This window comes from Onishia taeanensis, from assembly GCF_003268885.1.
Lineage (GTDB): Bacteria > Pseudomonadota > Gammaproteobacteria > Pseudomonadales > Halomonadaceae > Onishia > Onishia taeanensis_A.
The window spans coordinates 73,151-100,036 of record NZ_QLSX01000005.1; the positions used below are offsets into that span (position 1 = coordinate 73,151).

A 26,886-nucleotide genomic window follows, 5' to 3' on the forward strand; every position below is an offset into this window, starting at 1 on the left:
TTCACGGAAGAGCCACGCTTCAGGACGCCAAGATGATCAATATCAGGGTCACACGCAGTGCCCAGGTGCCGGACCCGTTACGGATCCGGCGCTGCCAAAAGACGCCCGAACTCGGCCCACGGTTGCTCTTCTTCAGCGGAGGGTCGGCACTCAACGGCCTATCCAAGAACCTGCAGCACTATACCCATAACTCGATTCACCTGGTCACACCGTTCGACTCCGGCGGCAGTTCCGCCAAGCTACGCGATGCGTTTCGTATGCCGGCCATCGGTGACCTGCGCAGTCGCCTGATGGCATTGGCCGACGACTCGATACTTGGCCATCCAGAGGTCTACCGACTATTCCAGTACCGCCTGCCCAAGGACCAGTCACCCAAGGAGCTGGAGCAGATGCTGGCGGCATTGGCCGATGGCAGCGATGCGCTGATGCGCGACATCGCCAATCCGATGCGCAAGCTGATTCGCCACCAGCTTGGCTATTTCTGCGCCGCCAAGCCAGACGACTTCGACCTGCGCGGGGCTAGCATCGGCAACCTGATTCTGGCCGGCGGCTACCTCAACAATCATCAGCATCTGGACCCGATCATTTTCCTGTTCTCCAAGCTGGTGCATGTGCGCGGCACCGTGCGGGCCATCGTCAACCGGGATTATCATCTGGCGGCCAAACTGGAAAACGGCGAAACCCTGCTCGGACAACACCGGCTCACCGGCAAGGAGGTAGCGCCGCTCAGCTCGCCGATTGTCCGCCTCGGGCTATCCCGGCAGCCGGATGCTCATGTTCCCGTTACCGCCAAACTGCGCGAGAAGAACCGTCGACTGATCGCGTCGGCAGAGCTGATCTGCTTTCCACCCGGCAGTTTCTTCTCGAGCCTGATCGCCAACCTGCTGCCGGCAGGCGTGGGCCAGGCAATCCGCGACAATGCCAGCCCCAAGGTGTTCATTCCCAATACCGGGGTCGATCCCGAGCAGCTCGGCATGAGCCTTGAGCGCCAGCTCGATACGCTGCTGGACCAGTTGCGCCTCGATGCCGGCGAAATCACCCCGACCGGCGAGCTTCTGAACTTCGTGCTCCTCGACAGCCGGCGCGGCGACTATGCATCGGACCTGTCGATCGAAGAACTGGCCGAACGCTGGGCCGAACGGGGCATCACGATGATCGATACCCGACTGATCAGCGAAGACAGCGCGCCCTATTACGACAATGACCTGCTGACCTGCGCTCTGCTGTCACTGGTTTGACTATCTTAGGGGCCATGTGATGGCTCATAGCACAGGGGCATTTCAACATCCCGCAATAGCAAACGTGCAGGCAAGACACCTGTAAAAAGAGGTCTACCACAAGGCGCCTATAAAAAAGCCCGCGGCGCAATGCGCCGCGGGCCCTCGATCATGATAGCGGGTTGATGGGTAGCGAACCGGCGGGCCTCAGTTACAGGGCACCACGTTACGCTGGGTGTCCAACGCCCACAGCGTCTTACCGTCCGGCGTCTTGCCTTGCTCGCTCCAGGTCTCGGTGACCTTGACGCAGTAGGAGCCGAGGTTTTCGGTCTTGACCTGTGGATCCGCCGGGCGCTCGTTGCCGATGCGCATGATATCGGGGTTCTGGCTGGTGTAGTTGGGCGCGATGGCACTGCCGGCACAGCCGGCGATCAGGGTAGTCAGCGCCAGCAGGGGCAGGATAGGAGTGAAACGCATACGTATTGTCCTCATGTGAAAGATCACTGAGCCATGCGTGACGTTAGAGCGATGAGTTTGCCGGGCACGACCTGAATCCATGGACGTCGCCTAGGGCAACGTGAAATGACTCTACCCCCTTGCATGAGGCAGGCCAAACGTCGCCCTTCACCGACACCAACGGCGGATGCAGGCAGCGGCGAAAATGCTACAATCTTTGGCTGATTTCATGGTCATCACGTCAGGGACGATGCCCGGCAGCGGCGGCCGCTGCCCACACGAAGCCTCTTCGTCCCTCACGCACTACGTTACGGGAACCCCGCGCCACTATGTCGAATTCCGCGTCGAACTCCGCAAGCCATTCGCGCAAGATCCTGGTCACCAGCGCCCTGCCCTACGCCAACGGCGCGATCCACCTGGGCCATCTGCTGGAATACATTCAGACCGATATCTGGGTGCGCTTTCAGAAAAGTCGGGGCCACCAGTGTCACTATGTCTGCGCCGACGACGCCCATGGCACCGCCATCATGCTGCGCGCCGAACAGGAAGGCATCACCTCTGAGGCCCTGATCGAGCGTGTCTCCCGCGACCACCAGGACGACTTCGCCCGCTTCGGCGTGGGGTTCGACAACTATCACTCGACTCACTCGCCGGAGAATCGCCATTTCAGCGAGCTGATCTACACCCGGCTTCGCGACAAGGGCCATATCGCGACCCGTGACATTGAGCAGATGTATGACCCGGTCAAGGGCCTGTTCCTTGCTGACCGTTTCATCAAGGGCACCTGTCCGAAGTGCAAGACCGATGATCAGTACGGCGATAACTGCGAAGCCTGTGGCGCGACCTATACCCCGGCAGAACTGATCGATCCCGTCTCGGCGATCTCTGGCGCTACCCCCGAGGTGAGAAGCTCGACCCACTATTTCTTCAAGCTGCCTGACTTCGCCGACTTCATGCAGGGCTGGATCAATGACGGCCATGTGCAGCCGCAGATCCGCAACAAGCTACTGGAATGGTTCGAATCCGGCTTCAACGAGTGGGATATCTCCCGCGATGCGCCCTACTTCGGCTTCGAGATCCCCGATGCACCGGGTAAGTACTTCTATGTATGGCTCGACGCGCCGATCGGCTACCTGGCCAGCTTCCAGAACCTCTGCGAGCGCGAAGGACTGGATTTCGACAGCTACTGGCAGCCGGACTCCGATGCCGAGATCTATCACTTCATCGGCAAGGACATCGTCTACTTCCACGCCCTGTTCTGGCCGGCCATGCTGCACGGCGCCGACTTCCGTACCCCCACCGCGGTCAACTGCCACGGTTTCGTCACCGTCAACGGCGCCAAGATGTCCAAGTCTCGGGGCACCTTCATCAAGGCCGCCACCTACGCCGAGTATCTCAACCCCGAATACCTGCGCTACTACTTTGCCGCCAAGCTGACCGCCGGGGTCGATGACCTTGACCTCAACCTCGAGGACTTCGCCGCGCGGGTCAACGCGGACCTGGTGGGCAAGGTGGTCAATATCGCCAGCCGCTGTGCAGGCTTCGTCAAGAAGCTCGGCGGCGGCCAGCTCAGCCCCCACTGCGCAGAACCTGAACTAGTGGCTCGCTTCATCGCCGCCGGCGACGCCATCGCCGAAGAGTTCGAGGCCCGCGAATTCGGCCGCGCCATGCGCCGCATCATGGAGCTCGCCGACGAGGCCAATACCTATATCGCCGAGGCCGAGCCCTGGGTGCTCGCCAAGCAGGAAGGCCGCGAGCAGGAAGTTCTCGACATCTGTTCGGTGGGCATCAACCTGTTCCGTCAGTTGATGGTCTATCTCGCCCCGGTGGTACCCAAGATGGCCGATGATGCCAAGGCCTTCCTGCAGCTCGAGTCGCTTCACTGGGAGAGCCGCCACGAGGTATTGCTGGATCACGACATTGCCAAGTTCAAGCCGCTGATGACACGCATCGAGCGCGACAAGATCGATGGCATGATCGAGGCCTCCAAAGAAGACCTCGCCGAGGAAAAGAAGATGAAGGAGACTGCCAAGGGGCCGCTGGCCGATGACCCGATCGCCGAGGAAATCGGCTTCGAGGACTTCAGCAAGGTCGATCTGCGCATCGCCCGAATCGCCAAGGCCGAGTACGTCGAGGGCGCCGACAAGCTGCTCAAGCTGACCCTGGATCTGGGCGGCGAGACCCGCACCGTCTTTTCCGGCATCCGCAGCGCCTATGCGCCGGAAGCCCTCGAGGGGCACCTGACCGTAATGGTAGCCAACCTGGCGCCGCGCAAGATGCGCTTCGGCGTCTCCGAAGGCATGGTGCTGGCGGCCGGCACGCCCTCTGACAAGAACGCGGGCATCTACCTTCTGGAGCCACATGCCGGTGCCGAGCCGGGCCAGCGTGTGACCTGAAGAATGACCTGAGACGCAGGCTCGCTTCGTCCAGCAGTCAAAACGCGCAGCCAAGGCTGCGCGTTTTTTTCACTTCCCCCTCCATCAGGCATTCAAGCAAACGCCGAATCAGCCGATACACGGTTATCTACCCAAGCATCCTTTGATCACTCAGGCGACATGACAGGCTGCCAGTGCCTGGACGCCAACCTGATGGAACACTCATGCTCTCAGCACTGCATTCTCTGCGTTACCGTTTTGTCTTCGCCTTGCTTGGGTTGTTGATCATTGCGCTGGTGGTTCTGGTCGCGTTCACCCGCTTCACCCTCATGCCGGAATTACTCGAGGATGAATCCACGCAGGCCCGTGAGGCTCTCGATCGAGCCCAGCGCGCCATCGACAATGAAATGCTCCATCTGGAAGTGCTCAGCACGGACTGGGCCACATGGGATGACAGCTACCAGTTCATGCGCGACGGCAATCAGCATTTTCTGGCATCCAATCTAAACGATGTATCCATCTTCAAAGATGCCGACCTCAGCATGATCGCCTTCATGAGGCCGTCAGGTCAGCTTTACTGGTTGAGCGGCATTGACCCAATGAGCGGGGAGCATCAGGGATGCGCCGCCCTCGATACGCAGTGCCATTGGGCCCACCCCTTCCTCGAAACCTTGAGGGCACGCATCGCGGACAACCCAGCACAGGAAGGCCTGACCTGGCTACAGGCATACCCTCAGAAGGCTCTGGTCAGCGTTCAGCCCATCCTGCACAGCGACGGTAGCGGCCCCCTCAAGGGTTGGCTCGCCATGGTGCGTCCGATGAGCGATGAATGGCTATCCAAGCTACACAACAGCACGGGCCTGGCGATCAAGGTGCAACACTCGACAGATGGAGAGCAGCCGCTCAAGCTGGAACGCCTCGACGACGAGACCATGCGTGCCAGCCGACTCATCTCGGCGGCCCCAAGAGGCGAGCAACTCTCCATTGATGTCGATTTGCCGCGCCAGCGCCTCAACAATCGCATCGAAGCCATGAACCTCGGGCTCTCATGGACTCTGAGCCTGGTGGTACTGCTGTTGCTTTTGGTGCTGTGGATGCTCGAGCGCGTGGTGCTGAACCCGCTTCGACTATTCGCGATCTTTACCCGTCAAGTTCGGCGCCCGGAGCGCACCGATGTCCCCGCATCCCTCCTGAAACGGCGCGACGAAATAGGCATTCTGGCTCGTCAATTCCAGCAACTGCTCGAGTTTCAACGTCAGCAGCGGGCTGAACTGGTCGAGCTCTCCGAACGGGACCCCCTTACCGGCCTGGCCAACCGGCGTCGCTTCGATGACCATCTGGCAACGTCGATGAAGACCAATAAGCGACGCAAGCAGCCGACAGCCCTGATGGTCATTGACATCGACCACTACAAGGCTTTCAACGATCAGTATGGCCACCCGGCTGGCGATGCCTGTCTGCAGGCGCTAGCCAAGGTGATGAGCGCACATTTCCATCATCCTAAACAGCTGATAGCACGCACCGGGGGCGAGGAATTCATGGCAGTGCTGCCCAACACCTCTCAGGAAACCGCCGTCGACTCGGCCAACCGTCTGCGGGCTGACATCGAGGCACTGGGGATTCCACACTCGGGAAAAGTAGTGACCATCAGCGCCGGCGTTGCCTGCAGCACTCCTGCCGAGACTCTGAGCACCGAGCAGCTCATCGAGGCCGGCGATCAGGCCCTCTACGCCGCCAAGGATTCAGGACGCAACCAGGTCGTAGCATCCAAAGATCTCGACTGGGCATAACGGCTGATGGGCGGCCCGGTATGACGCGCCCTCCCCCCGCGCTATAATCCTCGCTTTGACGTCGTCGATGCTCGACGGCGCCCATCTAGGTTATCCACTTCTCGCTGCATGGGCGGGCTATGACCCACTATTTCCTGATCCTGGTCAGCACGGCGCTGGTCAACAATTTCGTGCTGGTGCAGTTTCTCGGTCTCTGTCCCTTCATGGGCGTCTCCAACAAGCTGGAATCAGCGATGGGTATGTCGCTGGCCACCACCTTCGTGCTGACGCTGTCCTCGGTAGCAAGCTACCTGACCTTTCATTATCTGCTGGCACCGCTGGGGCTGGAGTACCTACGCACCATTGCCTTCATCATGGTGATCGCGGTGATTGTGCAGTTCACCGAACTGATGGTGAAAAAGGTAAGCCCGCTGCTTTATCAGGTGCTGGGCATTTTCCTGCCGCTGATCACCACCAACTGCGCGGTGCTGGGCGTTGCGTTGCTGTCACTCAATCGTCAGTCGAGCTTCATGGAAGCCGCCCTCTACGGCTTCGGTGCTGCGCTGGGTTTCTCGCTGGTGCTGGTGCTGTTCGCCGCCATGCGCGAGCGTCTGGCGGTGGCCGATGTACCCCGCCCCTTCCGCGGCGCCGCCATCGCCATGGTCACGGCGAGCCTGATGTCGCTGGCCTTCATGGGCTTCTCGGGGCTCGTGCAGGTGGGGCAGGGCTGAATGATGCTGGAATGGATCAACGACCACGGCATGCTTGCCGCCATCCTCGCTCTCGCCGGCCTGTCGGTCGCCTTCGGGGCCCTGCTCGGCTATGCCGGGGAGCGCTTTCGCGTCGAGGACGACCCGGTGGTCGAGCGCATCGACGCCCTGCTGCCCCAGACCCAGTGTGGCCAGTGCGGCTACCCCGGGTGCAAGCCCTACGCCGAGGCGATCAGCCAAGGCGATGTGATTAACAAGTGTCCGCCCGGCGGCGACGCCACCATCGCCGCTCTGGCCGACCTGCTGGGCCGTGAGGCCACGCCACTGGACGGCGAGCCGCAGGACGCGCCGCGGGTCGCCTATATCCGCGAAGACGAGTGCATCGGCTGCACCAAGTGCATTCAGGCCTGCCCGGTCGACGCAATTCTCGGCGCCGCCAAGCACATGCACACCGTGATCGCCGACGAATGCACCGGCTGCGATCTATGCCTGGACCCCTGCCCGGTGGACTGCATTGACATGATCCCACGCGATGACGACATCGACGCCTGGCAGCCACCGCTGCCTGCCGGTCCCGGCCATCGCCCGACGGCCTTGCTGATTGCCAGTGACCGGACACAGCCGCCCCACGCACCACGAAAGGAGGCCACCCATGGCTAGGGCCTTCGACTTCCCCGGCGGCATTCATCCTCCGGCGCGCAAGGAAGCCTCCACCCAGCGCCCCATCGTCCAAGCCGCCCTGCCCCGTCGGGTGATGCTGCCGCTTGGCCAACACGTCGGCCAACCTGCCGAGCCTTGCGTTGCAGTGGGCGAGCGCGTCAACACTGGTACCCGGGTGGCCCGAGCCCAGGGCCTGATCAGCGCCGATGTGCATGCCAGCATCACCGGCGAGGTCATCGCCATCGAACCCTATCCGGTGCCACATCCCGCAGGCCTCAATGAGTCCTGCATCGTTATCGAGGGCGACGGCATCCGCGACGACTGGGCGCTGCTGCCATCACTCGACTGGCGAAGCGCCGATGACGACACCCTGCACGCCCGCCTCAACGCCTCCGGCGTGGTGGGCCTGGGTGGCGGGGGCTTCCCCACCCAGGTGAAGGCTCGGGTGCGCGAGCGTCACGCCATCGACACCCTGATCGTCAATGCCGCCGAGTGTGAGCCCTATATCAGCGCCGATGACATGACCCTGCGTGAGCATGCCGCCGACGTGCTGGAAGGCGCACAGCTGATAGCGAAGCTGAGCGGCGCCCAGCGCATCATCATCGGTATCGAAGATGACAAGCCCGAGGCGATAACGGCCTTGAACAGGGCCATCAAGGCCGCCAAGACGGAAACCGTCGAAATCACTCTCAAGGCCTTCCCCCCCCGCTATCCAAGCGGCGGCGAGAAGCAGCTGATCAAGCGGCTGCTTGATCGCGAAGTGCCAAGCCGCGGCCTGCCGGCTGATGTCGGCGTGCTCTGCCACAATCCCGGCACCCTGCGTGCTGCTCTGCAGGTGGTGCGCGACGGGCGCCCGCTGGTCTCGCGCATCGTTACGCTCACCGGTGAGGCCCTGAACCGCCCCGGCAACGTCGAGGCGCGCCTGGGTACGTCGATGCACGAACTGCTCGCCGCCGCCGTCCTCGATGAGGCCCGGCTGGCCCGGCTGGTGATGGGCGGGCCGATGATGGGCATGGAGCTCTCGCGCCTCGACCTGCCGTTGGTCAAGTCCAGCAACTGCCTGATTGCCGCCACTCTCGATGAACTGCCAACAGCGCCCGTCGAGCAGCCCTGCATTCGCTGCGGCGCTTGCGAAGAAGCCTGCCCCGCCAGCCTGCTACCCCAGCAGCTCTATTGGTTCGCCAAGTCCCGGGAGCATGACAAGGCAGAACTGTTCAACCTCTTCGACTGCATCGAATGCGACGCCTGCAGCTTCGTCTGCCCGAGCCACATCCCGCTGGTGGATTACTATCGCGCCGCCAAAAGCGAGATCCGCGCCCACGCCTTCGAGGCTCGCAAGGCCGAGCATGCGAAGCATCGCTTCGAGTTTCGTCAGGCCCGCATCGAACGTGAGGCTGCCGAGAAACAAGCCCGGCGCCAGTCACGCCTTCAGGCCAACAAACGCCCCGGCTCCAGTGCCGCCGGACCTGGCAAGAGCCAGCCCAGCAATAGCCAGTCGAGCAAGAGCCAAGCGGGCTCGCCACAAGCTGCGACAGCGTCTTCTCCGAATACGCCGTCGGCTGCAGAGGCCGATCTCAAGTCGTTGCGCATCGCCCAGGCCGCGGCCAAGGCCGCCGTGCGCAAGGCCGAAAAAGTCCTCGCCCGGGTCAGCCAATCGCCGGGCAACAAGAGTCAGCACCAGGGGCAGAGTGATGGCGAAATTGAGGATCTCGAGGTGCAGCTTGCCACTGCTCGGGAGAATCTCGCCGCCGTCGAGGCGCGTCTGGCCGCGGCCAAGAATGCCGCTGCGGACACCGCCAATGAGGCTGCCCAACAAACGGGGTCACCGGCCCCCGATCAGGAGCACACCAAATGAGCCTGATGCATCAAAGCCAGGTGAGCCGACAGCCCACCGACACGGGCCGGGTCATGACCTGGCTGCTGCTGGCCACCCTGCCTGGCATCGCCGCCCTCACCTGGCACTTTGGCCTGGGCGTGCTTTCCAATGTGCTGCTCGCCGCCGCCTTCGGCGCCGGTCTAGAGGCACTGGTGATGCGGCTGCGCCGTCGAGCGGTCCGCCCGGTGCTTGCCGACAACAGTGCCCTGGTGACCGGCGTCTTGCTCGGCGCCTCGCTGCCGCCAGGCACCAACCTATGGCTGATCCTGGTCGGCATGGTGGCGGCCATCATCGTCGCCAAGCAGCTCTATGGCGGCCTGGGCCAGAATCCCTTCAACCCCGCGATGGTGGGCTATGCACTGCTGCTGATCAGCTTTCCGGCGGCCATGACGCAATGGGGCGCGCCCCATGGGCTGCTAGGCCCGGACGGGCTGTCATTTGGCGAGCTGCTGGCCCGCGTCACCGGTACAGGAATAGAAGGCGGCCTCGCCCCGGATGCCTGGAGCGGTGCCACCCCGCTGGACGCCTTCAAACACAAGCCAGACACCATGCTCGCAAGCGAGTTCTGGGCCTCGAATCCCTTACCCGAAGGCACCCAGGCGGCCTGGCGCGATGTGGCGCTAGCGTGGCTCGCCGGGGGCGCATTGCTTCTCTACAAACGCCTGATTGGCTGGCAAATCCCGCTGTCGATGCTCACGGCCATGGGCCTGCTCGCCACCTTCCTTTATGCCGTCGACCCCAGTCACCACGGTTCGCCGGCCTTTCACTGGCTGAATGGGGCTGCCGTATTCGGCGCCTTCTTCATCGCCACCGACCCGGTCAGCGCGGCGACCAGCCGCAAGGGCAAGCTCTACTATGGTGCCGGCATTGGCGTGCTGGTGATGCTGATTCGCGATGCCGGCGCCTACCCGGATGCGGTGGCCTTCGCCGTGCTGCTGATGAACTTCACCGTGCCCTTCATCGATTACTATACCCAGCCTCGCACTCAGGGCCATGCCCGGCCCAATCGAGGCATCAAGGTCACAAGACTCGACGACGAGGAGGCACCGTGAGCGCGCCCTCTCATCGCAACGATGCGCCAAACAACGATGTTCCCCACCACCAGGCAACTCCTGGCAAGCCAATGCGTCGCGCCATCCTGAGGGGTGCCGTGGGCCTGGGGCTCTTTGCCATGCTCACCGCAGGCATCGTCGCCGGTACTCGTGCGTTGACCGCCGAGCGCATCGCGGATAACCGCCTGGCAAGCCAACACGGCCAGCTGACAGAGGTGCTGCCCGAGGCGCTGGCCGACCTTGATATCGAGCGCTTGATCGAGTCTGCCTTCACCCTGCCGGCGAGCCCGGCGCTGGGCCAGACCGCTCCCTTCACCGCCTGGCGGGCCACGCGAGAAGGCAGCCAAGACGACACCGCCGCAGTGGTGCTGCCGGTCATCGCCCCCAACGGCTACAGCGGCGACATCGACCTACTGGTAGGCATCACCGATTCAGGCTTCATCAGCGGGGTGCGGGTGACTCGCCATCAGGAGACGCCAGGGCTTGGCGATGCCATCGAGTCGCGCAAGAGCGGCTGGATTGAGGACTTCGCCGGACACAGCCTCAGTGATCCCGGCCCCAACGGCTGGGCGGTAACCAAGGACGGCGGCGACTTCGACGCCTTCACCGGCGCCACCATCACCCCCCGCGCCGTGGTAGAGGCGGTGCATCACACCCTTGGCTATGTGCGCGATCACCATGAGCGCCTGTTTGGCGACATGCCCGACACACCGAATCCCAACGCCGAGCAGCAGGGAGAGACACCATGAGCCAGTTCAATGAACTCGCCCGCAACGGCCTGTGGGCCAACAACCCGGCGCTGGTGCAGCTGCTGGGCCTGTGCCCGCTGCTCGCCGTCAGCGGCAGCGTGGTCAATGCCCTGGGCCTGGGGCTCGCCACTCTGCTGGTACTGGTCGGTTCCAACGTCTCGGTGTCACTGATCCGCCATCATGTGCCTGACACGGTGCGCCTGCCGGCGTTCGTGATGATCATCGCCGCCTTCGTCACTTGCGCCGACCTGCTGATGCAGGCCTACACCTATGAGCTGCACCAGATACTCGGCATCTTCATTCCGCTGATCGTCACCAACTGCGCGATCCTTGGACGTGCCGACGGCTTCGCGGCCAAGAATCCGGTGCTGCCGGCGGCCACCGATGGCTTGATGATGGGGCTCGGCTTCGCCGCCGTGCTGGTAGTACTGGGCGCGGTGCGCGAGCTGTTCGGCCAGGGCACCCTCTTCACCCAGATGGACCTGCTACTCGGGCCGGTCGCCGCCAATTGGGGCATCACCGTCTTCCCCGACTACGACTTCCTGTTCCTCGTGCTCCCTCCCGGCGCCTTTTTCGCCACGGGACTGCTGATCGCCCTGAAGAACCTGATCGATGACCGGCAGGCGCGTCTTCGTGCGACACACCTACCACAGAGCCCCACCGAGAGTCGGCGGGTCAGGGTCACTGGCACCATCCGCTAAGCCCTCGCCAGACATCACAACGACAGACATCACAACGACAGACGTCGCGACGACGGCCACCGACCCGCTGGAATATGACAACGGAACCCTCATGAACGCCCATAAACGTCACGAGATATTCACCCGCCTGCGCGAGCACATTCCCGAGCCGACCACTGAGCTCAACTGGGAGACGCCATTCGAGCTGCTCGCCGCGGTGCTGCTGTCGGCTCAGGCCACCGATGTCGGCGTCAACAAGGCCACTGCACGGCTCTTCCCGGAGGCCAACACCCCCGAGGCAATCCTCGCGCTGGGACTGGACGGCCTCAAGGAGCACATCAAGACTATCGGCCTTTACAACACCAAGGCCGAGAACCTGATGAAGACCTGCCAGCTGCTGGTCGACCGCCACGATGGCGCGGTGCCAACCACCCGCAAGGCCCTGGAAGCGCTGCCCGGAGTGGGCCGCAAGACCGCCAACGTGATCCTCAATACCGCCTTCGGTCAGCCCACCATCGCCGTCGACACCCATATCTTCCGGGTCTCGAACCGGACTGGCATCGCGCCCGGCAAGGACGTGCTGGAGGTCGAGAAGAAACTGATGCGCCATGTGCCCCGGGAGTTCCGGCAGGATGCCCACCACTGGCTGATCCTGCACGGCCGCTATACCTGCGTGGCACGCAAGCCGCGATGTGGCAGCTGCGTGATTGAGGATTTATGCGAGTTTGCCGATAAAGTGGATATCGGCTGAGTCGTCGTCACTTCCCGGCGGCGCGTCACTCCACCACCATGATCTCTAGGGATGCCCATGACCTGGCTCAAGTACCTGCTGTTGCCCCCCTTCATCAACGTACTGCTGGGCGTATTGGGACTGATTTTCTGGCGCCGCCTGCCCTGGCTGGGGGGGATCATGCTGGTTCTCGGCGTGGGCGGCCTGCTGTGGCTGGCCACCCCCACCGCGAGCCATTGGCTGCGGGCCGGTCTGGAACCCTACTCGGCAGTGACGCAGGACGCGCTTGACTCGACCCAGGCCATTGTGGTGCTGGGCGGCGGCCGTGACTATCAGAGCCCCGAGTTCGGCTGGGGGGACGCCCCCAACAACGCAACCTGGCGCCGCCTCGCCTATGCCGCACGCCTGCACCGGCAAAGTGACCTGCCCCTGATGGTCAGTGGCGGACGGATGCATGACGAGGCGCGCGCCGAGGCCACGCTAATGAAACTGGCGCTAAGGGACAGCTTTGGGCTGGAGCCCACCTGGGCGGAAACCCAAAGCCGTAATACGGCGGAAAATGCGCGCTACAGTGCGGCAGTGCTCAAACAGGAAGGCATCCATCGGGTAGCGCTGGTGTCCCAGGCCTGGCACTTACCCCGCGCCGTGCTCGAGTTCGAGGAAGCGGGGCTCAGCGTCCTGCCCGCCCCCACCGAATTTGCCAGCCCGCCACCTGACGGCCTGTGGGCCTGGCTGCCCCGCGCCTACCATCTGCGCCAGAGCACCCAGGCCCTACATGAGTGGCTTGGGCGGGGCGTATTTGAGATTCGCGAATGGCTGACAAATGACGTAGTGGGACTGCGCGACGAGATCATTAGTGACTGGACCGAGGCCGAGACTGAGTCGACCGGCGCCTAAGCGTCCCGGCGGCTGAGTGAGTGGCTGCGGCCGAACAGGACGCCGAGGTCAATGGCGCCGCTTGGGGCGTGAAGATCAAGCAACGCCTCGAGGGAGCTCAGGTGCATCTGCACCCTGGCACGGGCGGCATCGGGCTGCCCCGCGACCAGCTGCGCCAGCAGGTCGTCATGATCGCCTTCCAGATAACAGGACGCCAGGTCCGACGGCTTGTAAAGCGCGATGACGATGGAGGTTCGCAGGATCAGCTCGCGAAGCATGGCACCCAGGGTGCGGTTGGGGGAATGCTCGGCCAGGCAATGATGGAAGGCCAGCGACTCTTCGATGCGCCGCTCCTCGTCTCCTCGAGTAAAGGCGGCCTTCTCCGCTTCGGCCAGGGCCGCGAGACGCTGGTGCACCGCAGGCGGTAAGGTGCCGGTCAGCAACGCCACCACCTCGCCCTCGATCAGGCGGCGCGCGGCGAATATCTCGCGGGTCTCGTCGACATCGGGAGACGCCACCCGCGCCACCTGATTGGGCCGCTGTACCGCGACATGGTTGGCAACCAGCCGGGTCAGCGCCTTGCGCACCACCGAGCGGCTAACGCCGAAGGCTTCTCCCAGTGCCACCTCAGGCAGCCGGGTGCCCGGTGGCAGGCGCTGCGTCAGCACCGCCCGCCGGACCTGTTCGACGATCTGTTCATCGCTGACGCGACTGCCCACCGGGGTATTGCTTCCATACCGCTCGTGCTGCCAACTGCCGCCCATACTCGCCGTCCGCCTGGGTCACGCCCCGCTAAAAGCGCGCCACTGTCTGAATTGAAAAGCCACCGCCTAAATTGAAAACCTAAACGTCACAACGTCCAAGTGAACTGAAGTGGCCTTGGCGACCACCTGACCGGGCCGCCATTGTATACCGGCACTGTATAGCGGGTCAGCTTAGCGGCGAACACCACAGCCCTTGAGGATCAGCCGACACAGGAAGTCAGTGATCTCCTGGTAGTCCTGCTCGCTCAATGCCTCGCGCCCGGTAATACCCAGCACCTGGGGTTCGAAGTCGGCATAGTGCTGAGTCGCCGACCAGATCAGGAAAATCAGCCAGACCGGGTCCACCGGGTCCATCAACCCCCGCTCGGCCCATTGTTCGAAGACCCTGGCCCGTGTCTGCACCCAATCGCGCAGCTCACCGCGCAGGTAGTCCTGTAGAAAAGGCGCGCCGCCGAGCACCTCGGCGGCGAACAGACGCGAGCCTCGTGGGTGCGCCCGGGTCAGCGCCATCTTGCTGCGGATGAAGGCTTCCAGCACCTCGGCCGGATCATCCTCGACGCTGATGTCGTCAAGCATGGCGTTCCAGCGCGCCATCATGCGCTCAAGCAGCGCCACATAGAGTCGCCGCTTGCTACCCACGTAATAGAGCACATTGGACTTGGGCAGCCCCGCCGCTTCGGCAATCGCCTGCACGCTGCCGCCCCGATAGCCGTGCTGGGCGAAGACCGCCTCGGCGGCCTCGAGAATCGTCTCCTCGTTGCGCTGGCGAATCGCCGAGGCTTCGCTTTCCCCGGCGCTGGAGCTGGCACTAGAGCTGATCGGCGGGCTGCCGACCTCGGAAATCACCGTCATCGCAGGTCTCAAGGTAGGATCAGGAAACTATCGGCCAAGGCATGCATCAGCCAGGGCCAGGCACTCAGCTTGCCGCAGCCACCGGAAGCCGGCAACGGCCACATCTCAGCTCTTGCACTGTCGGGCGCTTTGCGCCAACCTTTGATCATCTTGACCATTTGGTCAAGAAAGAAAACGTTCCAACAATAACAACCTGGAACCGCGCAATGATCGACTTCCATTTCAACGGCGAGCCCCGGTCGCTTGCCGGCCTTCCTGCAGACACCAGCGTGCTGGAGCTGCTTCGCACGCGCCTCAACGCCACCGGCACCAAGGAAGGCTGCGCCTCCGGCGACTGCGGCGCCTGCACCGTGGCGATCGGCGAGCCAGACGGACATGGCGGTCTTCGCTATCACAATGCCAATGCCTGTATTCTGCCGGCCCATCAGCTCAAGGGCTGTCACCTGGTCACCGTCGAAGGCCTCGCCAGGGGCGATGCCCTGCACCCCGCTCAGGCCGCCATGGTCGACTGCCACGCCAGTCAGTGCGGTTTCTGCACCCCGGGCATCGTGATGTCGCTGTTTACCCTTTATGAGAGCACCCTCCATGAGGCCGGGCGCCAGCACGCCTCGCTGGCCCCCTTCTCTCAAGTACGCCTTGAGGCCGCCCTGGGAGGCAACCTGTGCCGCTGCACCGGCTACCGGCCGATCCGCGATGCCGCCCAGGCCATGCTGGCCTACCCGGCCAATGAGCACCAAGCCGCCTGGGCCGAGGATAAAAGCCTCCCCGCGAGCGTAGCGGCCAGCGCCCGGCATGAGAGCGACATGGGAAGCACACCGTGCACCGGCCAAGCTGGCGAAGGGAAGTATCATCAGCCGGCGAGCCTCGCGGCCCTACTCGACCTGCGCCGCAACCGCCCCGAGGCACGCCTGGTCGCCGGCGCCACCGACCTGTGGCTCGAGCGCACCCAGCAGCTCAAGGCACTGCCTGAGCTGATCGATCTGCGCCACGTGGCCGAGCTCCAAGTGCTCGAGGAACACGACCAGGGGCTGCATATCGGCGCCGCCGTGACCTATGCCCGACTCGAGCCGCTGTTCGAGGCGCACTTTCCGGCCTTTGCCCGACTGCTGCATCGCTTCGCCTCCTCGCAGATCCGCCATCGCGCGACTCTGGGTGGCAACGTTGCCAACGCCTCTCCCATTGGCGACGGCCCACCGGTGCTGCTGGCTCTGGATGCCACCCTGGTGCTTGACGGGCCCAAAGGCTCCCGCGAACTGCCGGCTCAGGCGTTCTTCCTCGACTACCGCCAGACGGCGCTCGCCCCGCAGGAAGTCCTGCGTGAGATCCGGCTGCCCTGGCTGCCCGAAGGACGCCAGCTCAAGGTATGGAAGCTCTCCAAACGCCGTGAAGACGATATCTCCGCGGTCCTCGGCGCCTTCAGCTGGCAGCTCGAGGATGGTCGACTCCGCGACGTTCGACTGGCCTTCGGCGGCATGGCGGCGATTCCCGCCCGTGCCCAGGGCGCCGAGGCCGCACTCGAAGGGCAGTCACCGTCCGAGGCGGTCTTCGCCGCCGCCAGGCAGGCGCTCGCTGAGGATTTCCAGCCGTTGAGCGACGTGCGTGGCTCAAGCGCCTATCGCCGCCTCGCCGCCGCCAACCTGCTCGAGCGCCTGCGGCTCAAGATCGTGACCGCCGCTTCGCAGAAGGCGGACACCCCAGACACCCCGGCTGTAGAGGTGACTCTCGATGCGTACGCTAACTAGGCTATCTTCCGCTTCTGCTTCCTCACCGGATTCGGTTGGCGACGCGACGGCTTTCGATGCCAAGAACGTCGATGCCAAGGCGGCGCAGCAGCATGAGAGCGCCATCAAGCATGTCACCGGGCAGGCGGCCTACATCGACGACCTGCCGGCACCGGCCAACGCACTGCATATTGCCCTCGGCCTGTCGCCAGTGGCCCATGGCCGTCTTGAGCGACTCGACCTGAACCCGGTGCGGGCCATGCCGGGCGTGGTCGATGTCATCACGATCCGTGATGTGCCGGGACACACCGACATCGGCCCGGTCTTTCCCGGCGACCCGATCTTCGTCGAGGACGAGATCAGCTACGCCGGCCAGTGCCTGTTTGCAGTGGCCGCAGAGAGCCATGACGCTGCACGCCGCGCCGCCAGGGCCGCGATCATCGAGATCGACGAGCAGCCGGCGAGCCTCGACCCGGTGGCCGCTGCCGCGAAGAACGACGTGGTGCGCCCCACTCACGTCCAGCAGTCCGGCGACTGGCAGCGCGTTCTCGAGGAGTCGCTGTATGTCGTCGAGGGCGAGCAGTTTATCGGCGGCCAGGAGCACTTCTATCTGGAAGGCCAGGCCTGTCTGGTGACCCCCAGCGAGGACGAAGGCGTGGTGGTTCATACCTCGAACCAGCACCCCAGCGAGACCCAGAAGCTGGTCGCCGAGGTACTGGGCATTCCCTTCCATGCGGTGACCGTGGAGGTACGCCGGATGGGCGGTGGGTTTGGCGGCAAGGAGACCCAGGCCTCGCCCTGGGCCTGCATCGCCGCGCTGATCGCCCGGCGCACCAGGCGCCCGGCTCGCCTGCGGCTGTCCCGGGGCGATGACATGCGCCTCACCGGCAAGCGCCACCCCTTTCACAGCCGCTATCGGCTGGCGGTAGATGACGACGGCGTGATCCAGGGCGGCGACATGACCCTGGTCGGTGACTGCGGCTACTCACCGGATCTCTCCGAGGCGATCGTCGACCGGGCCATGTTCCACGCCGACAACGCCTATTCCCTGGGCGCGGCGCGTGTCACCGGCCATCGGGCGCGCACCCATACCGCCTCGAATACGGCCTTTCGCGGCTTCGGTGGCCCACAGGGCATGATGCTTATCGAGCAGGCGATGGACGGTATCGCCCACCGCCTGGGCGAAGACCCGCTGAGCATTCGCAAGCGCAACCTCTATCGCCCGGGACGGACCACGACGCACTATGGCCAGGAGGTCGAACAGCTCGATCTGCTGCACACCCTGATCGAAAAGCTCGAATCAAGCAGCGACTATTGGGCGCGCCGCACCGAGATCAGCGCCTACAACGCGCGAAGCCCGATCATCCGCCGCGGCCTGGCGCTGACGCCGGTGAAGTTTGGTATCTCCTTCACCGCCAAGCACCTCAACCAGGCCGGCGCCCTGCTGCACGTCTATACCGACGGCAGCGTAATGATCAATCACGGCGGCACCGAGATGGGGCAGGGCCTGCACACCAAGGTCTGCCAGGTGGTGGCCCGGGAACTGGGACTCGAGCTGTCATCCGTGCGCATCAGCGCCACCCGCACCGACAAGGTGCCCAACACCTCGCCCACGGCGGCCTCCAGCGGGGCCGACCTCAACGGCCAGGCGGCCCGGGACGCGGCGCTCAAACTGCGCGAGCGGCTATTCGCCTTTGCCCTCGAGGCCCTGTGGCCCGAAGCCGGGCTGGACCAGGACGACCTGCATCTGAAGGGCGGCATGCTGGTGGCGGGCGACGGCGAAGGAAAGTACCGCATCCCCTGGGGCGAGCTGGTCCAGGCGGCCTATATCGGCCGCGTCTCGCTCTCGGCACAGGGCTTCTACTCGACGCCACTGATCCATTACGACCGCGAGGCCGCCCAAGGCCGGCCCTTCTACTACTTCGCCTATGGCGCGGCGGTCAGCGAGGTCGCCGTAGACACCCTGTCCGGCGAGTATCAGGTGACGCGAGTGGATATCCTGCACGACGTCGGCGACTCCCTGAACCCGGCGATCGACATCGGCCAGATCGAGGGCGGCTTCATCCAGGGCATGGGCTGGTTGACCAGCGAGGAGCTCAAGTGGAATGACGCCGGCCGACTACTCAGCGACGGCCCCGCCACCTACAAGATCCCGGCCTTCGGTGACCTGCCGGCGATCTTCAACGTCGAGCTACTCGAGGGCCACCCCAACTCCCAAGCGAGTATCTATCGCTCCAAGGCCGTGGGCGAGCCACCCTTCATGCTGGCGATCTCGGTCTGGTCGGCGCTGCGCGATGCGCTTTCTAGCCTTGCCCCCTCCGGTCATCAGTCCCCGCGGCTGGATACGCCGGCCACTCCGGAGCGGGTGCTAATGGCCATTGAGGCCCTCCGCCAGCATGCCGCTGAGCAGACCTCAGGCAAGTCTCGGGAGGACGATCAGCATGCCCCGGCCTGACGCCCGCCCCCTGGAAGGGCATGACCTTAACTGGCACACCGCCCTGCATCGGTTGCAGGAAGACGCCCAGCCCCATGTGCTGGCGACCCTGGTCGGCGCGGCCGGCTCAACGCCCCGGGAGCCCGGCACCAAGATGGTCATCACGCCGGAGACCAGCTTCGATACCCTGGGGGGCGGCACCTTCGAGTATCAGGTGATCGCCGCCGCCCGGGAGGCCCTAACGCGGGGCGACACTGCGCCAAGCCTCGAGGCCTTCCCTCTGGGCGGCCGCTCCGGGCAGTGCTGTGGCGGCTATGTGCACGTGCTGATCGAACCCTTCGCCGGCGCCGAGCGACGAATCGCCCTGTTCGGCGCCGGCCATGTCGGCCAGGCCCTGGCGAATCTGATCACCCCGCTGCCCTGGCGCCTGGACTGGTTCGACAGCCGCCCCGATGCCTTCCCGCCATGGGTCAAGTGCGAGCCGGCGCCACCGCGTCTAAAGCTTCATTCAAGCGGGGCAGAACCGGCAGCGGCCTCAGCCGCCGTGCACTCGCTCTCACCGGGCAGCGATGTTCTGGTGATGACCCATGACCACGGCCAGGACCTCGCCCTCATCGATGCCCTGCTCAAGCGTCACGACCTGGCCTCGATCGGCCTGATCGGCTCCGCCAGCAAGTGGGCAAGCTTCAAGCGCCGGCTCATGGAGGCCGGCCATGATCCAGACAACATCGCTCGCGTGCGCTGCCCGATCGGCATTGCCGGCGCAAACGGCAAGCGCCCCTACGAGATCGCCCTTGCCGTGGTAGCTGAACTGATGACGCTGGCAGCTGCTCGGCCTGATGAGCCGGATAGACGCGGCATTGTCCCCGAGACGCTGCGTCAGGCCTTCGGCCCGGACCGCTAGGCGCTCACTCTAGCCCTCGATTACCCTTTAGCTCGCTACGTCTTTGAATATCGCTGGAGATAATTCCCCATGACCGACCCCCGCCCCACCATGCGCGTGCTGCGAGGCCCCCTGGTGCGCCTTCTCGATGATCCGGGCGAAGACGACCGGCCCGCGCCGGGCAGCCTGTCCTACCTTCATGACGGCGCCCTTTGGCTCGAGGATGGCCGGGTACGGGCCGTGGGGAGCTATCACGAGCTCGCACCTCACCTGCCGGTTGGGATCGAGGTGGTGGACTATGCCGGCAAGCTGATGATGCCTGGCTTCATCGACAGCCACGTCCACTATGTGCAGCTCGATATCCTGGCCTCCTACGGCCGCCAGCTGCTCGACTGGCTCAACGATTACACCTTCCCCGAGGAGTGTCGTTTCGCCGAGCGCGCCCACGGCGAGGCCGTGGCCGAGGCCTTCCTCGACGAACAGTTGCGAGCCGGCACCACCACTTCACAGGTATTCTGCAGCTCGCACCCTCAGTCGGTGGATGCCTTTTTCACCGCCGCTCAGCGTCGAGGTCTGCGCATGCTGGCCGGCAAGGTACTGATGGATCGCAATGCCCCGGCGGCGCTCACTGACAGCGTGGCCAGCGGTGTTGCCGACAGCGAACGGCTGATCGCTGACTGGCACGGCAAGGACCGGCTCGGCTATTCGCTGACCCCGCGCTTCGCGCCCACCTCAACGGCGGCCCAGTTGGACGCGACCGGCGCCATCCTGAGGGCGGCGCCGGACCTGCACCTGCAGACGCACCTGGCCGAGAATGCCGGCGAGATCGCCTGGGTCGCCGAGCTGTTCCCCGAGGAAAAGGACTATCTCGCGGTCTATGAACGCTATGGCCTGGTCGGTCCGACCAGCACCTTCGCCCATGGGATTCATCTGGATCAGCCCATGCGCGAGCGGCTGGCTGGGGCCGGCGCCAATATCGCCTTCTGCCCCACCTCGAACCTCTTCCTCGGCAGCGGCCTCTTCGACCGGCTGGCATGCCGAGAGGCGGGGCTCGCCACCAGCCTCGCCAGCGACGTCGGCGGTGGCACGGATCTCTGTGGCTTCGCCACCCTCAAGGCCGCCTATCAGGTCGGTCAACTGCTCGGCCAGCCGCTGACCGCCTGGCAGGGCTTCTACCGTCTGACGCTTGGCAATGCCCGAGCCCTGCATCTCGATCGCCACATCGGCGCCCTGCAACCCGGCCAGGAGGCCGATATCGTGGTACTGGATCCGGCGGCAACGCCGCTGCTTGAGCGCCGCACGACGCGCATCGGCAAGACGGGAAGTCTCGACCAAGCAAGGCTAGGAGAGCTTCTTTTCGCGCTGATGATGCTCGGCGATGATCGCAGTGTCTTCGCCACCTGGGCCGGCGGCGAGTGCGTGCATCGGCGGGACAGCCACTGAGTCGAGCATCGAAGGGAAAGGCCCCGCGACGAGCCTCGGCGCAGGGCACAGCCGGCCATCGAGACGACAATCGAGAAGACAATCGAGACGACAATCGGGGCGAGGAAAAAGAGCGGCGCGAGGCCGCTCGGTGCTTGAACCTCGCCGCTTGGTCTCGGCGCTTAGTCAGTTGGCGAGGACAGGCGTCGCCTAGGCGCACCTAGCCCGGCGGCGAGGTAACGTGCGCCGCGATAGCTGAGGTAGAGAAAGCCCAGCGGCAGCAGCATGGTCTGAACGAGAAACAGCATTGTCAGCTCGACGAGGTTCTGGGTCATGGCATCGAAACGGTCCATGGCCGCCTGAACCCGGTCTTTCACGCCGTTGCCCAGCCGTTCCTTGAGGCCCTGCCACCAGCCCTGATCCTCGCTTTGCGCATCATCGGCACCGGCCACCGCATCGCCAGGGGCCGTCTGATCAGCGATTCGCTCGAGCACCGCTTTATCCTGCTCGAGCTCGGCGTAGAGCGCCTCCCGGGTATCGGATATATACAGCGTTTCGACGGCGGCGCTGGCCAGGGCCACTGCGATCACCGCGAAGCGCAGGAAGGCCGCGACGATCAAAAGCCGCCCGGCGATACCTCGCCAGCGCGGCTTGCCCAGCTGCAACACCGTCAACATCCCCAGGCAGCCAAGCGACAGCACCGACTTGACCGGCAAGCTGCCAGCGATACCCAACAACAGTTTCTGAAACGCCAGCGATACGGTGGAGGCAAACATCACCCAGGAGAAACGCTCGACCATGTCATTGGCCGGGTCGAGCACCTCGCCAAACTGAATCTGCACCAGCAGCGCGTCCCCGGTTACCGATTGCAGCACCGAAATCACCGCATTCAATGCCTTGGCCAGGGCGAAGCTCTGGAAGGCACTGGAGAGGGTGGCATCGAGCGTGCTTGCCGCCAGCGTTTCGGGCAGCGGCAGCCACGCCAGCGCCGCCAGCACCAAGAGCCCCAGGCTTGCCAGGGTGCGGTGCTTCGACAGTACGGCCTGCCGGGAAGCTGACGTCATGGAACAGGGCCCCTTAGCCGGCCACCGCCGAGAGGCGCTTGAGCAACTCATCGCGACGCGCCTCACTCATGAAGGCGGCCTCGATGGCGTTGCGAGCCAGGTCGACGAAGGTCTCCTCCGACCAGCCGAAGGCACGCTCGCAAGCCATGAAGTTCTCAAGCATGCCGCCACCGAAGTAGGCCGGGTCATCCGAGTTCAGGGTCAACGTCAGCCCCGCCTCGAGCAGCGCTGGCAGTGGATGCTGATCCAGCTGTTCGACGACCTTGAGGCGCACATTGGACAACGGGCATATGGTGAGCGGCAAACGACGCTCGACCAGCTCGGCGACCAGCGCCGGGTCCTCGAGGCAGCGCACGCCGTGGTCGACGCGGCAGACGTCGAGCTGCTCCATGGCCTCACGAATATAGCTCGCCGGCCCCTCTTCGCCTGCATGGGCCACCCGGGGCAGCCCGAGAGCCTTGGCACGCTCGAAAACGGCGGCGAACTTGGACGGCGGATGACCGAGCTCGGCGCTGTCGAGCCCCACCGCGTCGATCATTTCCCAGTAGGGGGCGGCCAGCTCGAGCACCTCCATGGCCTCATCGGCGGAGCGGTCGCGCAGGAAGCTCATGATCAGCGCCGAGGTCAGGTCCAGCTCGCGCTCGGCCAGGCGCATGGCCCGGGTCAGGCCTTCCATCTGCACGTCAAACCGGATGCCGCGGCTGAGGTGCGCCTGGGGGTCGAAGGACAGCTCGATGTGCACCACACCCTCGGCATGAGCGCGGCGGAAGTAATCCATGGCCAGGTCGAAGAAGTCCTCAGCGGTACGCAGCACCGCCATGCCCTGATAATAGAGATTCAGAAAAGACTGCAGGTCGTCGAAGTCATAGGCGGCCCGTACCTCTTCCACTGAGGCATAGGGCAGCGCCACGCCGTTGCGCTGGGCCAGGGCGAACATCAGTTCCGGCTCGAGGGAGCCCTCGATATGCAGATGCAGCTCGGCTTTCGGCAGGCGGGTAAGGAAGTCTTGCATGGTGCTCTCCATTCGGTCTCGCGCCTATCGTGGGGCATGTCTCGCATCCACGCAAAGCCTTTGCACACGGCTGTTTTTACACGCTTTACACACACGCTGTTGACGCAGCTAGCAAAGACGACCGTCACGCAGGGTCAGCGAACGGTTGATGCCCGGCGGGTCGCTGCCATCGTGACGCAGCTGATGCACCAGATAGAGCACGGTGCGACCGGAAAGCCAGGTATCCAGACGCTCGGCAATGCGTGCGGCCATGGGACGATCAAGGCCGGCGAAGGGCTCATCAAGGATCACCAGCGGCGCCTCCAGCAGCAGCACGCGTGCAAGCACCAGACGACGCGCCTGACCGCCAGACAGTTGCCGACCGCCTTCGCCAACCCGGGTCTCGAGCCCTTGAGCCAGTTCGCGGGCCCAGTCGGCCAGCTCGACGACCTCAAGCGCTTGCCACAGCGCAGCCTCGTCGGCCTCGGGGTCGGCCAGGCGCAGATTGGCGGCGATGCTGTCGTCGAAGAGCTCACTGTGCTGGGTGAGATAAGCCGTGCGGGTGCGCAGATCATCGAGCGATAAGGTGTTGAGCGCGATGCCATCACGCTGCACCTCGCCCTGATCCGGGTCGAGCAAGCGCACCAGCAGGGCCGCCACGCTGGACTTGCCAGCACCCGAAGCACCCAGCAGCGCTAGACGCTCGCCGGGCTCTAGGTTGAGATCAAGCCCATCCAGGGCCGGGGACAGCGCCCCCGGATAGTGCAGGGTGATGTTGCGAAGGCCAAGCGCCGGAGCGGCCCCGGTCAGCGCGACCGACGCTTCCGCTTCGGCAAGCACGCTGCGTGAGCGACCCAGGGCATTGAGGCGTCGCGCCGCGGCGCGGGTCGCCCCCAGCGCGGTGAATGAAGCCGGCAGCGCCCCCAACGCCTCGCCCATGGCCAGCACGGCCAGCGGCATCATCACCATCAGGGGCCCTGACAGCGCCTCGGCCCGATAGGCCTCGGCGGCGAGCCACAGTGCCAGCACAGCCGTCAGACTGACGCCCAAGCCCACCAGGGCATTGCCCAGGGCGGCTATCCGCCCCAGGTGCCACTGATCCGCGTAGAGCGTGGCCTGGTCCGCGTCGATACGCGCCCGATGATGGCTCAGTGTGCCGTAACTCGTCAGCTCGGCGAGGCCCTGCAGGGTCTCGAGAATGCGGCCCCGCAGATGATCGAGGGTGGCAACGCGACGAGTGCTGGCGGCCATGCCCAGGGAGGCCTGGCCCACTACCAGCCAGGCCCAGAGCGCGAGTAGCACACCGCCGACCGCCAGGCCCGCCGGCAACAGGAAAATCCCCAACAGGCCACTCACCAGCGCGATGGCCAGCAGGGCCACCAAAGGTGGCGCCAATAAACGCAGATAGAGGCTGTCCAGCGTATCGATATCGGCGGTCAAGCGGTTGAGCCATTCGCTGGCCCGCCGCCGACCCAGCGCCCGGGCATCGAGCCGGGCCAACACCGCGAACATACCGCTACGCAGCTCGGCAAGGAGACGCAGCACGCTGTCATGGTTGTAGACCCGTTCCAGATAGCGGGCAGCCGTGCGCAGCACAGCGAAGAAGCGGATGCCTCCGCCAGGGGCGTAGACATCGAGGCTTGCCGCCATGCCCGCAGCCAGCATCGCGCCGGTCAGTGCGGTGGCCGTGATAAACCAGCCGGATAGCGCCAGCAGGCCGATTGCCGCGCCCACCGTCAGCGCCAGCAGCAGGGCACCCAGCGCCATCCGCGACCGCCGCGTGGCAAGCAGCTTGAGCCAGGGGCGCAGTTCGCTTATTAACGTTCTCATATTAGCGTTCTCAGTATCAGAGCTCTCATGCCATGGCCTCCTCGACCCTCTGACCTGCCTGTATGCGCACGACCCGGTCGGCCATCGACATCAGCGCCGGGTGGTGGGTTGCGATGACCAGGGTCCGCCCTTCCTCGACAAGCCGTGCAAGCGACGCTGCCACTTCGGCTTCGCTGTCTTCATCGAGGCTCGCGGTGGGTTCATCGAGCAGCACCAGCGACGCATCGCTCAGGAAGACCCGGGCCAGCGCCAGACGCTGGGCCTGGCCACCGGACAGCCCGGCCCCGCGCTCACCGATCGGCGTCTCGAGGCCTTCTGGTAGTCGCGACAGCAAGCCGGCGAGCCCGGCTCGCTTGAGCGCTTCTCGCATACGCTCATCACTCGCCTGGGTATCGGCAAGCCGCAGGTTGTCAGCGATCGTGCCCTGAATCACCAGTGGACGCTGATCCATCCAGGCCGGCCGAACATCACTCGTCATCTCGACCCTTCCGTGGCTTGGGGCCACGAAACCGGCGATCAACTGCAGCAGGGTCGACTTGCCGGCACCCGAGGGCCCCACCAGGGCGATCACCTCGCCTCGCGATACCTCGAGGGACACAGGCCCAAGCACCTGGCCGCGGCCGACGTGCTCAACGCAGACGTCGGTGAGCCGAACCGCAGCGTCGCCATGCGCCCTATCCGCCGCACTATCCGCCGCACTATCCACCGCACTATCCGCCGCACTATGCGCGGCGCTGGCCGCCGGCCGCGTTCTGGACGCCTCTGGTGGCGTCTCGTTGAGGATGCCCACCAGCGCCTCGGCAGCGCCCAGGGCCGCGGCACGATCATGATAGTGCTGGGAAAGGCTGCGCAGTGGCTGGAAGAACTCCGGCGCCAGCAGAAGGATCGTCAGGCCACTGAACAGGGTCAGTGACGGCGAGGGGCCATAGGCGATATAGCCCAAAAGGCCGAAGCCCACGTAGATGGCAATCACCGCGATGGCCACCGAGGCGAAGAACTCGAGCACCGCCGAGGAAAGAAAGGCGATGCGCAGGGTCTTCATGCTGCGCGCACGATAGTCATCGGCGGCACCGAACACTTCTCCGGCGGCCGTGGCGGTTCGCCCAAACAGTTGAAGCGTGGTGATGCCACGCACCCGGTCAAGGAAATGCCCTGAGAGTCGCGTCACGGCAGCAAACTGCGCCTGGTTGAGGCGCTGGGCTCCCATACCCACCAGGGCCATGAACAGAGGAATCAGCGGTGCTGCCAACAGCAGAAATATCGCCGCCAGCCAATCGAGGCCCAGCACGATGGCAAAGATCACCAGCGGCAGCGCGGTGGCCAGCCGAAGTTGGGGCAGGAAACGCGCAAAATAGCCGTCCAGCGCTTCAACCTGCTCGACCAGCTGACTGCCAAGGCCCGCCGAGTGGCGGGATGATAGCCGCACCGGGCCCAGCGCCGTCAGTTGATCGAGCAGCGCCGTCCGTGCTCGGGCGCGAATCGCAAGACTGGCCGCTTGCGCAGTGGTTTCCTGAGCCCACTGCGCCAGGGCACGAAGCCCCAACACGCCGATCAAGGCCACAAACAAAACGCCAACCGGCGCCTCAGGGGCGCCGGTCAGCAGTCGGTCAATGATGATGGCCAGCAGCACCATCTGAACGATGGTGCAGAGCCCTACCCCCAGGCCGGCAAGGGTGGCAAGCGTCAGTCGGCGACGCTCGCCGGCGGCCAATTCCTTGAGCCAGCGCTTGGGGGTGAGGGGTTCCTGATGGCTCGCGTCATGAGCTTGCATGCGG

The 26,886-nt window shown here is 64.7% G+C and carries 22 protein-coding genes; 15 read left to right on the forward strand and 7 right to left on the reverse strand.

The window, feature by feature from the left end; translation table 11 throughout:
• Window positions 1-32 precede the first annotated feature (32 nt).
• Entirely contained in the window at window positions 33-1,238 is a 1,206-nt protein-coding gene (locus tag BCL93_RS08310) for a GAK system CofD-like protein (protein ID WP_112054817.1), read from the forward strand.
• Between the two features lie 186 nt (window positions 1,239-1,424).
• On the opposite strand, the gene BCL93_RS08315 is transcribed toward BCL93_RS08310, so the two are convergent.
• Window positions 1,425-1,694 (reverse strand): hypothetical protein, encoded by a 270-nt coding sequence (locus BCL93_RS08315; RefSeq protein ID WP_112054818.1) that lies wholly within the window; start codon window positions 1,692-1,694, stop codon window positions 1,425-1,427.
• Between the two features lie 308 nt (window positions 1,695-2,002).
• Here BCL93_RS08315 and metG point away from each other — a divergent pair, with 308 nt between their 5' ends.
• From metG to BCL93_RS08365, 10 genes are all read left to right on the forward strand, one after another.
• On the forward strand, window positions 2,003-4,069 hold the full coding sequence (metG, locus tag BCL93_RS08320) for a methionine--tRNA ligase (protein WP_112054819.1): 2,067 nt from the start codon (window positions 2,003-2,005) through the stop codon (window positions 4,067-4,069).
• A gap of 203 nt (window positions 4,070-4,272) precedes the next feature.
• Complete coding sequence (locus tag BCL93_RS08325; RefSeq protein WP_112054820.1) at window positions 4,273-5,838, forward strand: sensor domain-containing diguanylate cyclase; 1,566 nt, start codon at window positions 4,273-4,275, stop codon at window positions 5,836-5,838.
• 119 nt (window positions 5,839-5,957) lie between these two features.
• The gene (rsxA, locus tag BCL93_RS08330; RefSeq protein WP_112054821.1) at window positions 5,958-6,548 is read left to right on the forward strand and encodes an electron transport complex subunit RsxA; all 591 of its coding nucleotides are present in this window, start codon (window positions 5,958-5,960) and stop codon (window positions 6,546-6,548) included.
• 3 nt (window positions 6,549-6,551) lie between these two features.
• The gene (gene rsxB / locus BCL93_RS08335; protein ID WP_112054977.1) at window positions 6,552-7,187 is read left to right on the forward strand and encodes an electron transport complex subunit RsxB; all 636 of its coding nucleotides are present in this window, start codon (window positions 6,552-6,554) and stop codon (window positions 7,185-7,187) included.
• On the forward strand, window positions 7,180-9,042 hold the full coding sequence (rsxC, locus tag BCL93_RS08340) for an electron transport complex subunit RsxC (RefSeq protein WP_112054822.1): 1,863 nt from the start codon (window positions 7,180-7,182) through the stop codon (window positions 9,040-9,042). Before rsxB ends, rsxC begins: the two co-directional genes overlap by 8 nt.
• A complete protein-coding gene (locus tag BCL93_RS08345) occupies window positions 9,039-10,115 on the forward strand; it encodes an RnfABCDGE type electron transport complex subunit D (RefSeq protein ID WP_112054823.1) in 1,077 nt (358 codons plus the stop codon). The genes rsxC and BCL93_RS08345 overlap by 4 nt, the downstream gene beginning before the upstream one ends.
• Complete coding sequence (gene rsxG / locus BCL93_RS08350; protein WP_258396163.1) at window positions 10,112-10,864, forward strand: electron transport complex subunit RsxG; 753 nt, start codon at window positions 10,112-10,114, stop codon at window positions 10,862-10,864. The genes BCL93_RS08345 and rsxG overlap by 4 nt, the downstream gene beginning before the upstream one ends.
• Window positions 10,861-11,565: an electron transport complex subunit E gene (locus BCL93_RS08355; RefSeq protein WP_112054824.1), complete on the forward strand. Its 705-nt coding sequence runs from the start codon at window positions 10,861-10,863 to the stop codon at window positions 11,563-11,565. The genes rsxG and BCL93_RS08355 overlap by 4 nt, the downstream gene beginning before the upstream one ends.
• 91 nt (window positions 11,566-11,656) lie before the next feature.
• Window positions 11,657-12,295, forward strand: coding sequence for an endonuclease III (nth, locus tag BCL93_RS08360; protein WP_112054825.1), 639 nt, complete (start codon window positions 11,657-11,659; stop codon window positions 12,293-12,295).
• 57 nt (window positions 12,296-12,352) lie between these two features.
• On the forward strand, window positions 12,353-13,171 hold the full coding sequence (locus BCL93_RS08365) for a YdcF family protein (RefSeq protein ID WP_112054979.1): 819 nt from the start codon (window positions 12,353-12,355) through the stop codon (window positions 13,169-13,171).
• On the opposite strand, the gene BCL93_RS08370 is transcribed toward BCL93_RS08365, so the two are convergent.
• Window positions 13,168-13,914: a GntR family transcriptional regulator gene (locus tag BCL93_RS08370; RefSeq protein ID WP_112054826.1), complete on the reverse strand. Its 747-nt coding sequence runs from the start codon at window positions 13,912-13,914 to the stop codon at window positions 13,168-13,170. The genes BCL93_RS08365 and BCL93_RS08370 overlap by 4 nt on opposite strands.
• A gap of 171 nt (window positions 13,915-14,085) precedes the next feature.
• On the reverse strand, window positions 14,086-14,766 hold the full coding sequence (locus BCL93_RS08375; RefSeq protein WP_112054827.1) for a TetR/AcrR family transcriptional regulator: 681 nt from the start codon (window positions 14,764-14,766) through the stop codon (window positions 14,086-14,088).
• Between the two features lie 206 nt (window positions 14,767-14,972).
• Between BCL93_RS08375 and xdhA the strand changes: the two genes are divergently transcribed.
• The 4 genes from xdhA to guaD all read left to right on the forward strand — a co-directional run bounded on the left by xdhA (window position 14,973) and on the right by guaD (window position 21,247).
• On the forward strand, window positions 14,973-16,508 hold the full coding sequence (xdhA, locus tag BCL93_RS08380; protein ID WP_112054828.1) for a xanthine dehydrogenase small subunit: 1,536 nt from the start codon (window positions 14,973-14,975) through the stop codon (window positions 16,506-16,508).
• A complete protein-coding gene (xdhB, locus tag BCL93_RS08385) occupies window positions 16,492-18,942 on the forward strand; it encodes a xanthine dehydrogenase molybdopterin binding subunit (RefSeq protein WP_112054829.1) in 2,451 nt (816 codons plus the stop codon). The genes xdhA and xdhB overlap by 17 nt, the downstream gene beginning before the upstream one ends.
• Window positions 18,929-19,825: a xanthine dehydrogenase accessory protein XdhC gene (gene xdhC / locus BCL93_RS08390; protein ID WP_112054830.1), complete on the forward strand. Its 897-nt coding sequence runs from the start codon at window positions 18,929-18,931 to the stop codon at window positions 19,823-19,825. Before xdhB ends, xdhC begins: the two co-directional genes overlap by 14 nt.
• Before the next feature lie 69 nt (window positions 19,826-19,894).
• Window positions 19,895-21,247, forward strand: a complete 1,353-nt coding sequence (gene guaD / locus BCL93_RS08395) for a guanine deaminase (RefSeq protein WP_112054831.1) — start codon at window positions 19,895-19,897, stop codon at window positions 21,245-21,247.
• Window positions 21,248-21,408: 161 nt separating this feature from the next.
• Here the strand turns inward: guaD and BCL93_RS08400 are convergent, their stop codons facing one another.
• The 4 genes from BCL93_RS08400 to cydD form a co-directional block, all read right to left on the reverse strand.
• Entirely contained in the window at window positions 21,409-22,290 is an 882-nt protein-coding gene (locus BCL93_RS08400; protein WP_112054832.1) for a hypothetical protein, read from the reverse strand.
• 13 nt (window positions 22,291-22,303) lie between these two features.
• Window positions 22,304-23,302, reverse strand: coding sequence for an adenosine deaminase (locus tag BCL93_RS08405; RefSeq protein ID WP_112054833.1), 999 nt, complete (start codon window positions 23,300-23,302; stop codon window positions 22,304-22,306).
• 108 nt (window positions 23,303-23,410) lie between these two features.
• Window positions 23,411-25,111, reverse strand: a complete 1,701-nt coding sequence (cydC, locus tag BCL93_RS08410) for a thiol reductant ABC exporter subunit CydC (RefSeq protein WP_112054834.1) — start codon at window positions 25,109-25,111, stop codon at window positions 23,411-23,413.
• 25 nt (window positions 25,112-25,136) lie between these two features.
• Window positions 25,137-26,882, reverse strand: a complete 1,746-nt coding sequence (cydD, locus tag BCL93_RS08415) for a thiol reductant ABC exporter subunit CydD (protein ID WP_112054835.1) — start codon at window positions 26,880-26,882, stop codon at window positions 25,137-25,139.
• Between the last annotated feature and the right edge of the window lie 4 nt (window positions 26,883-26,886).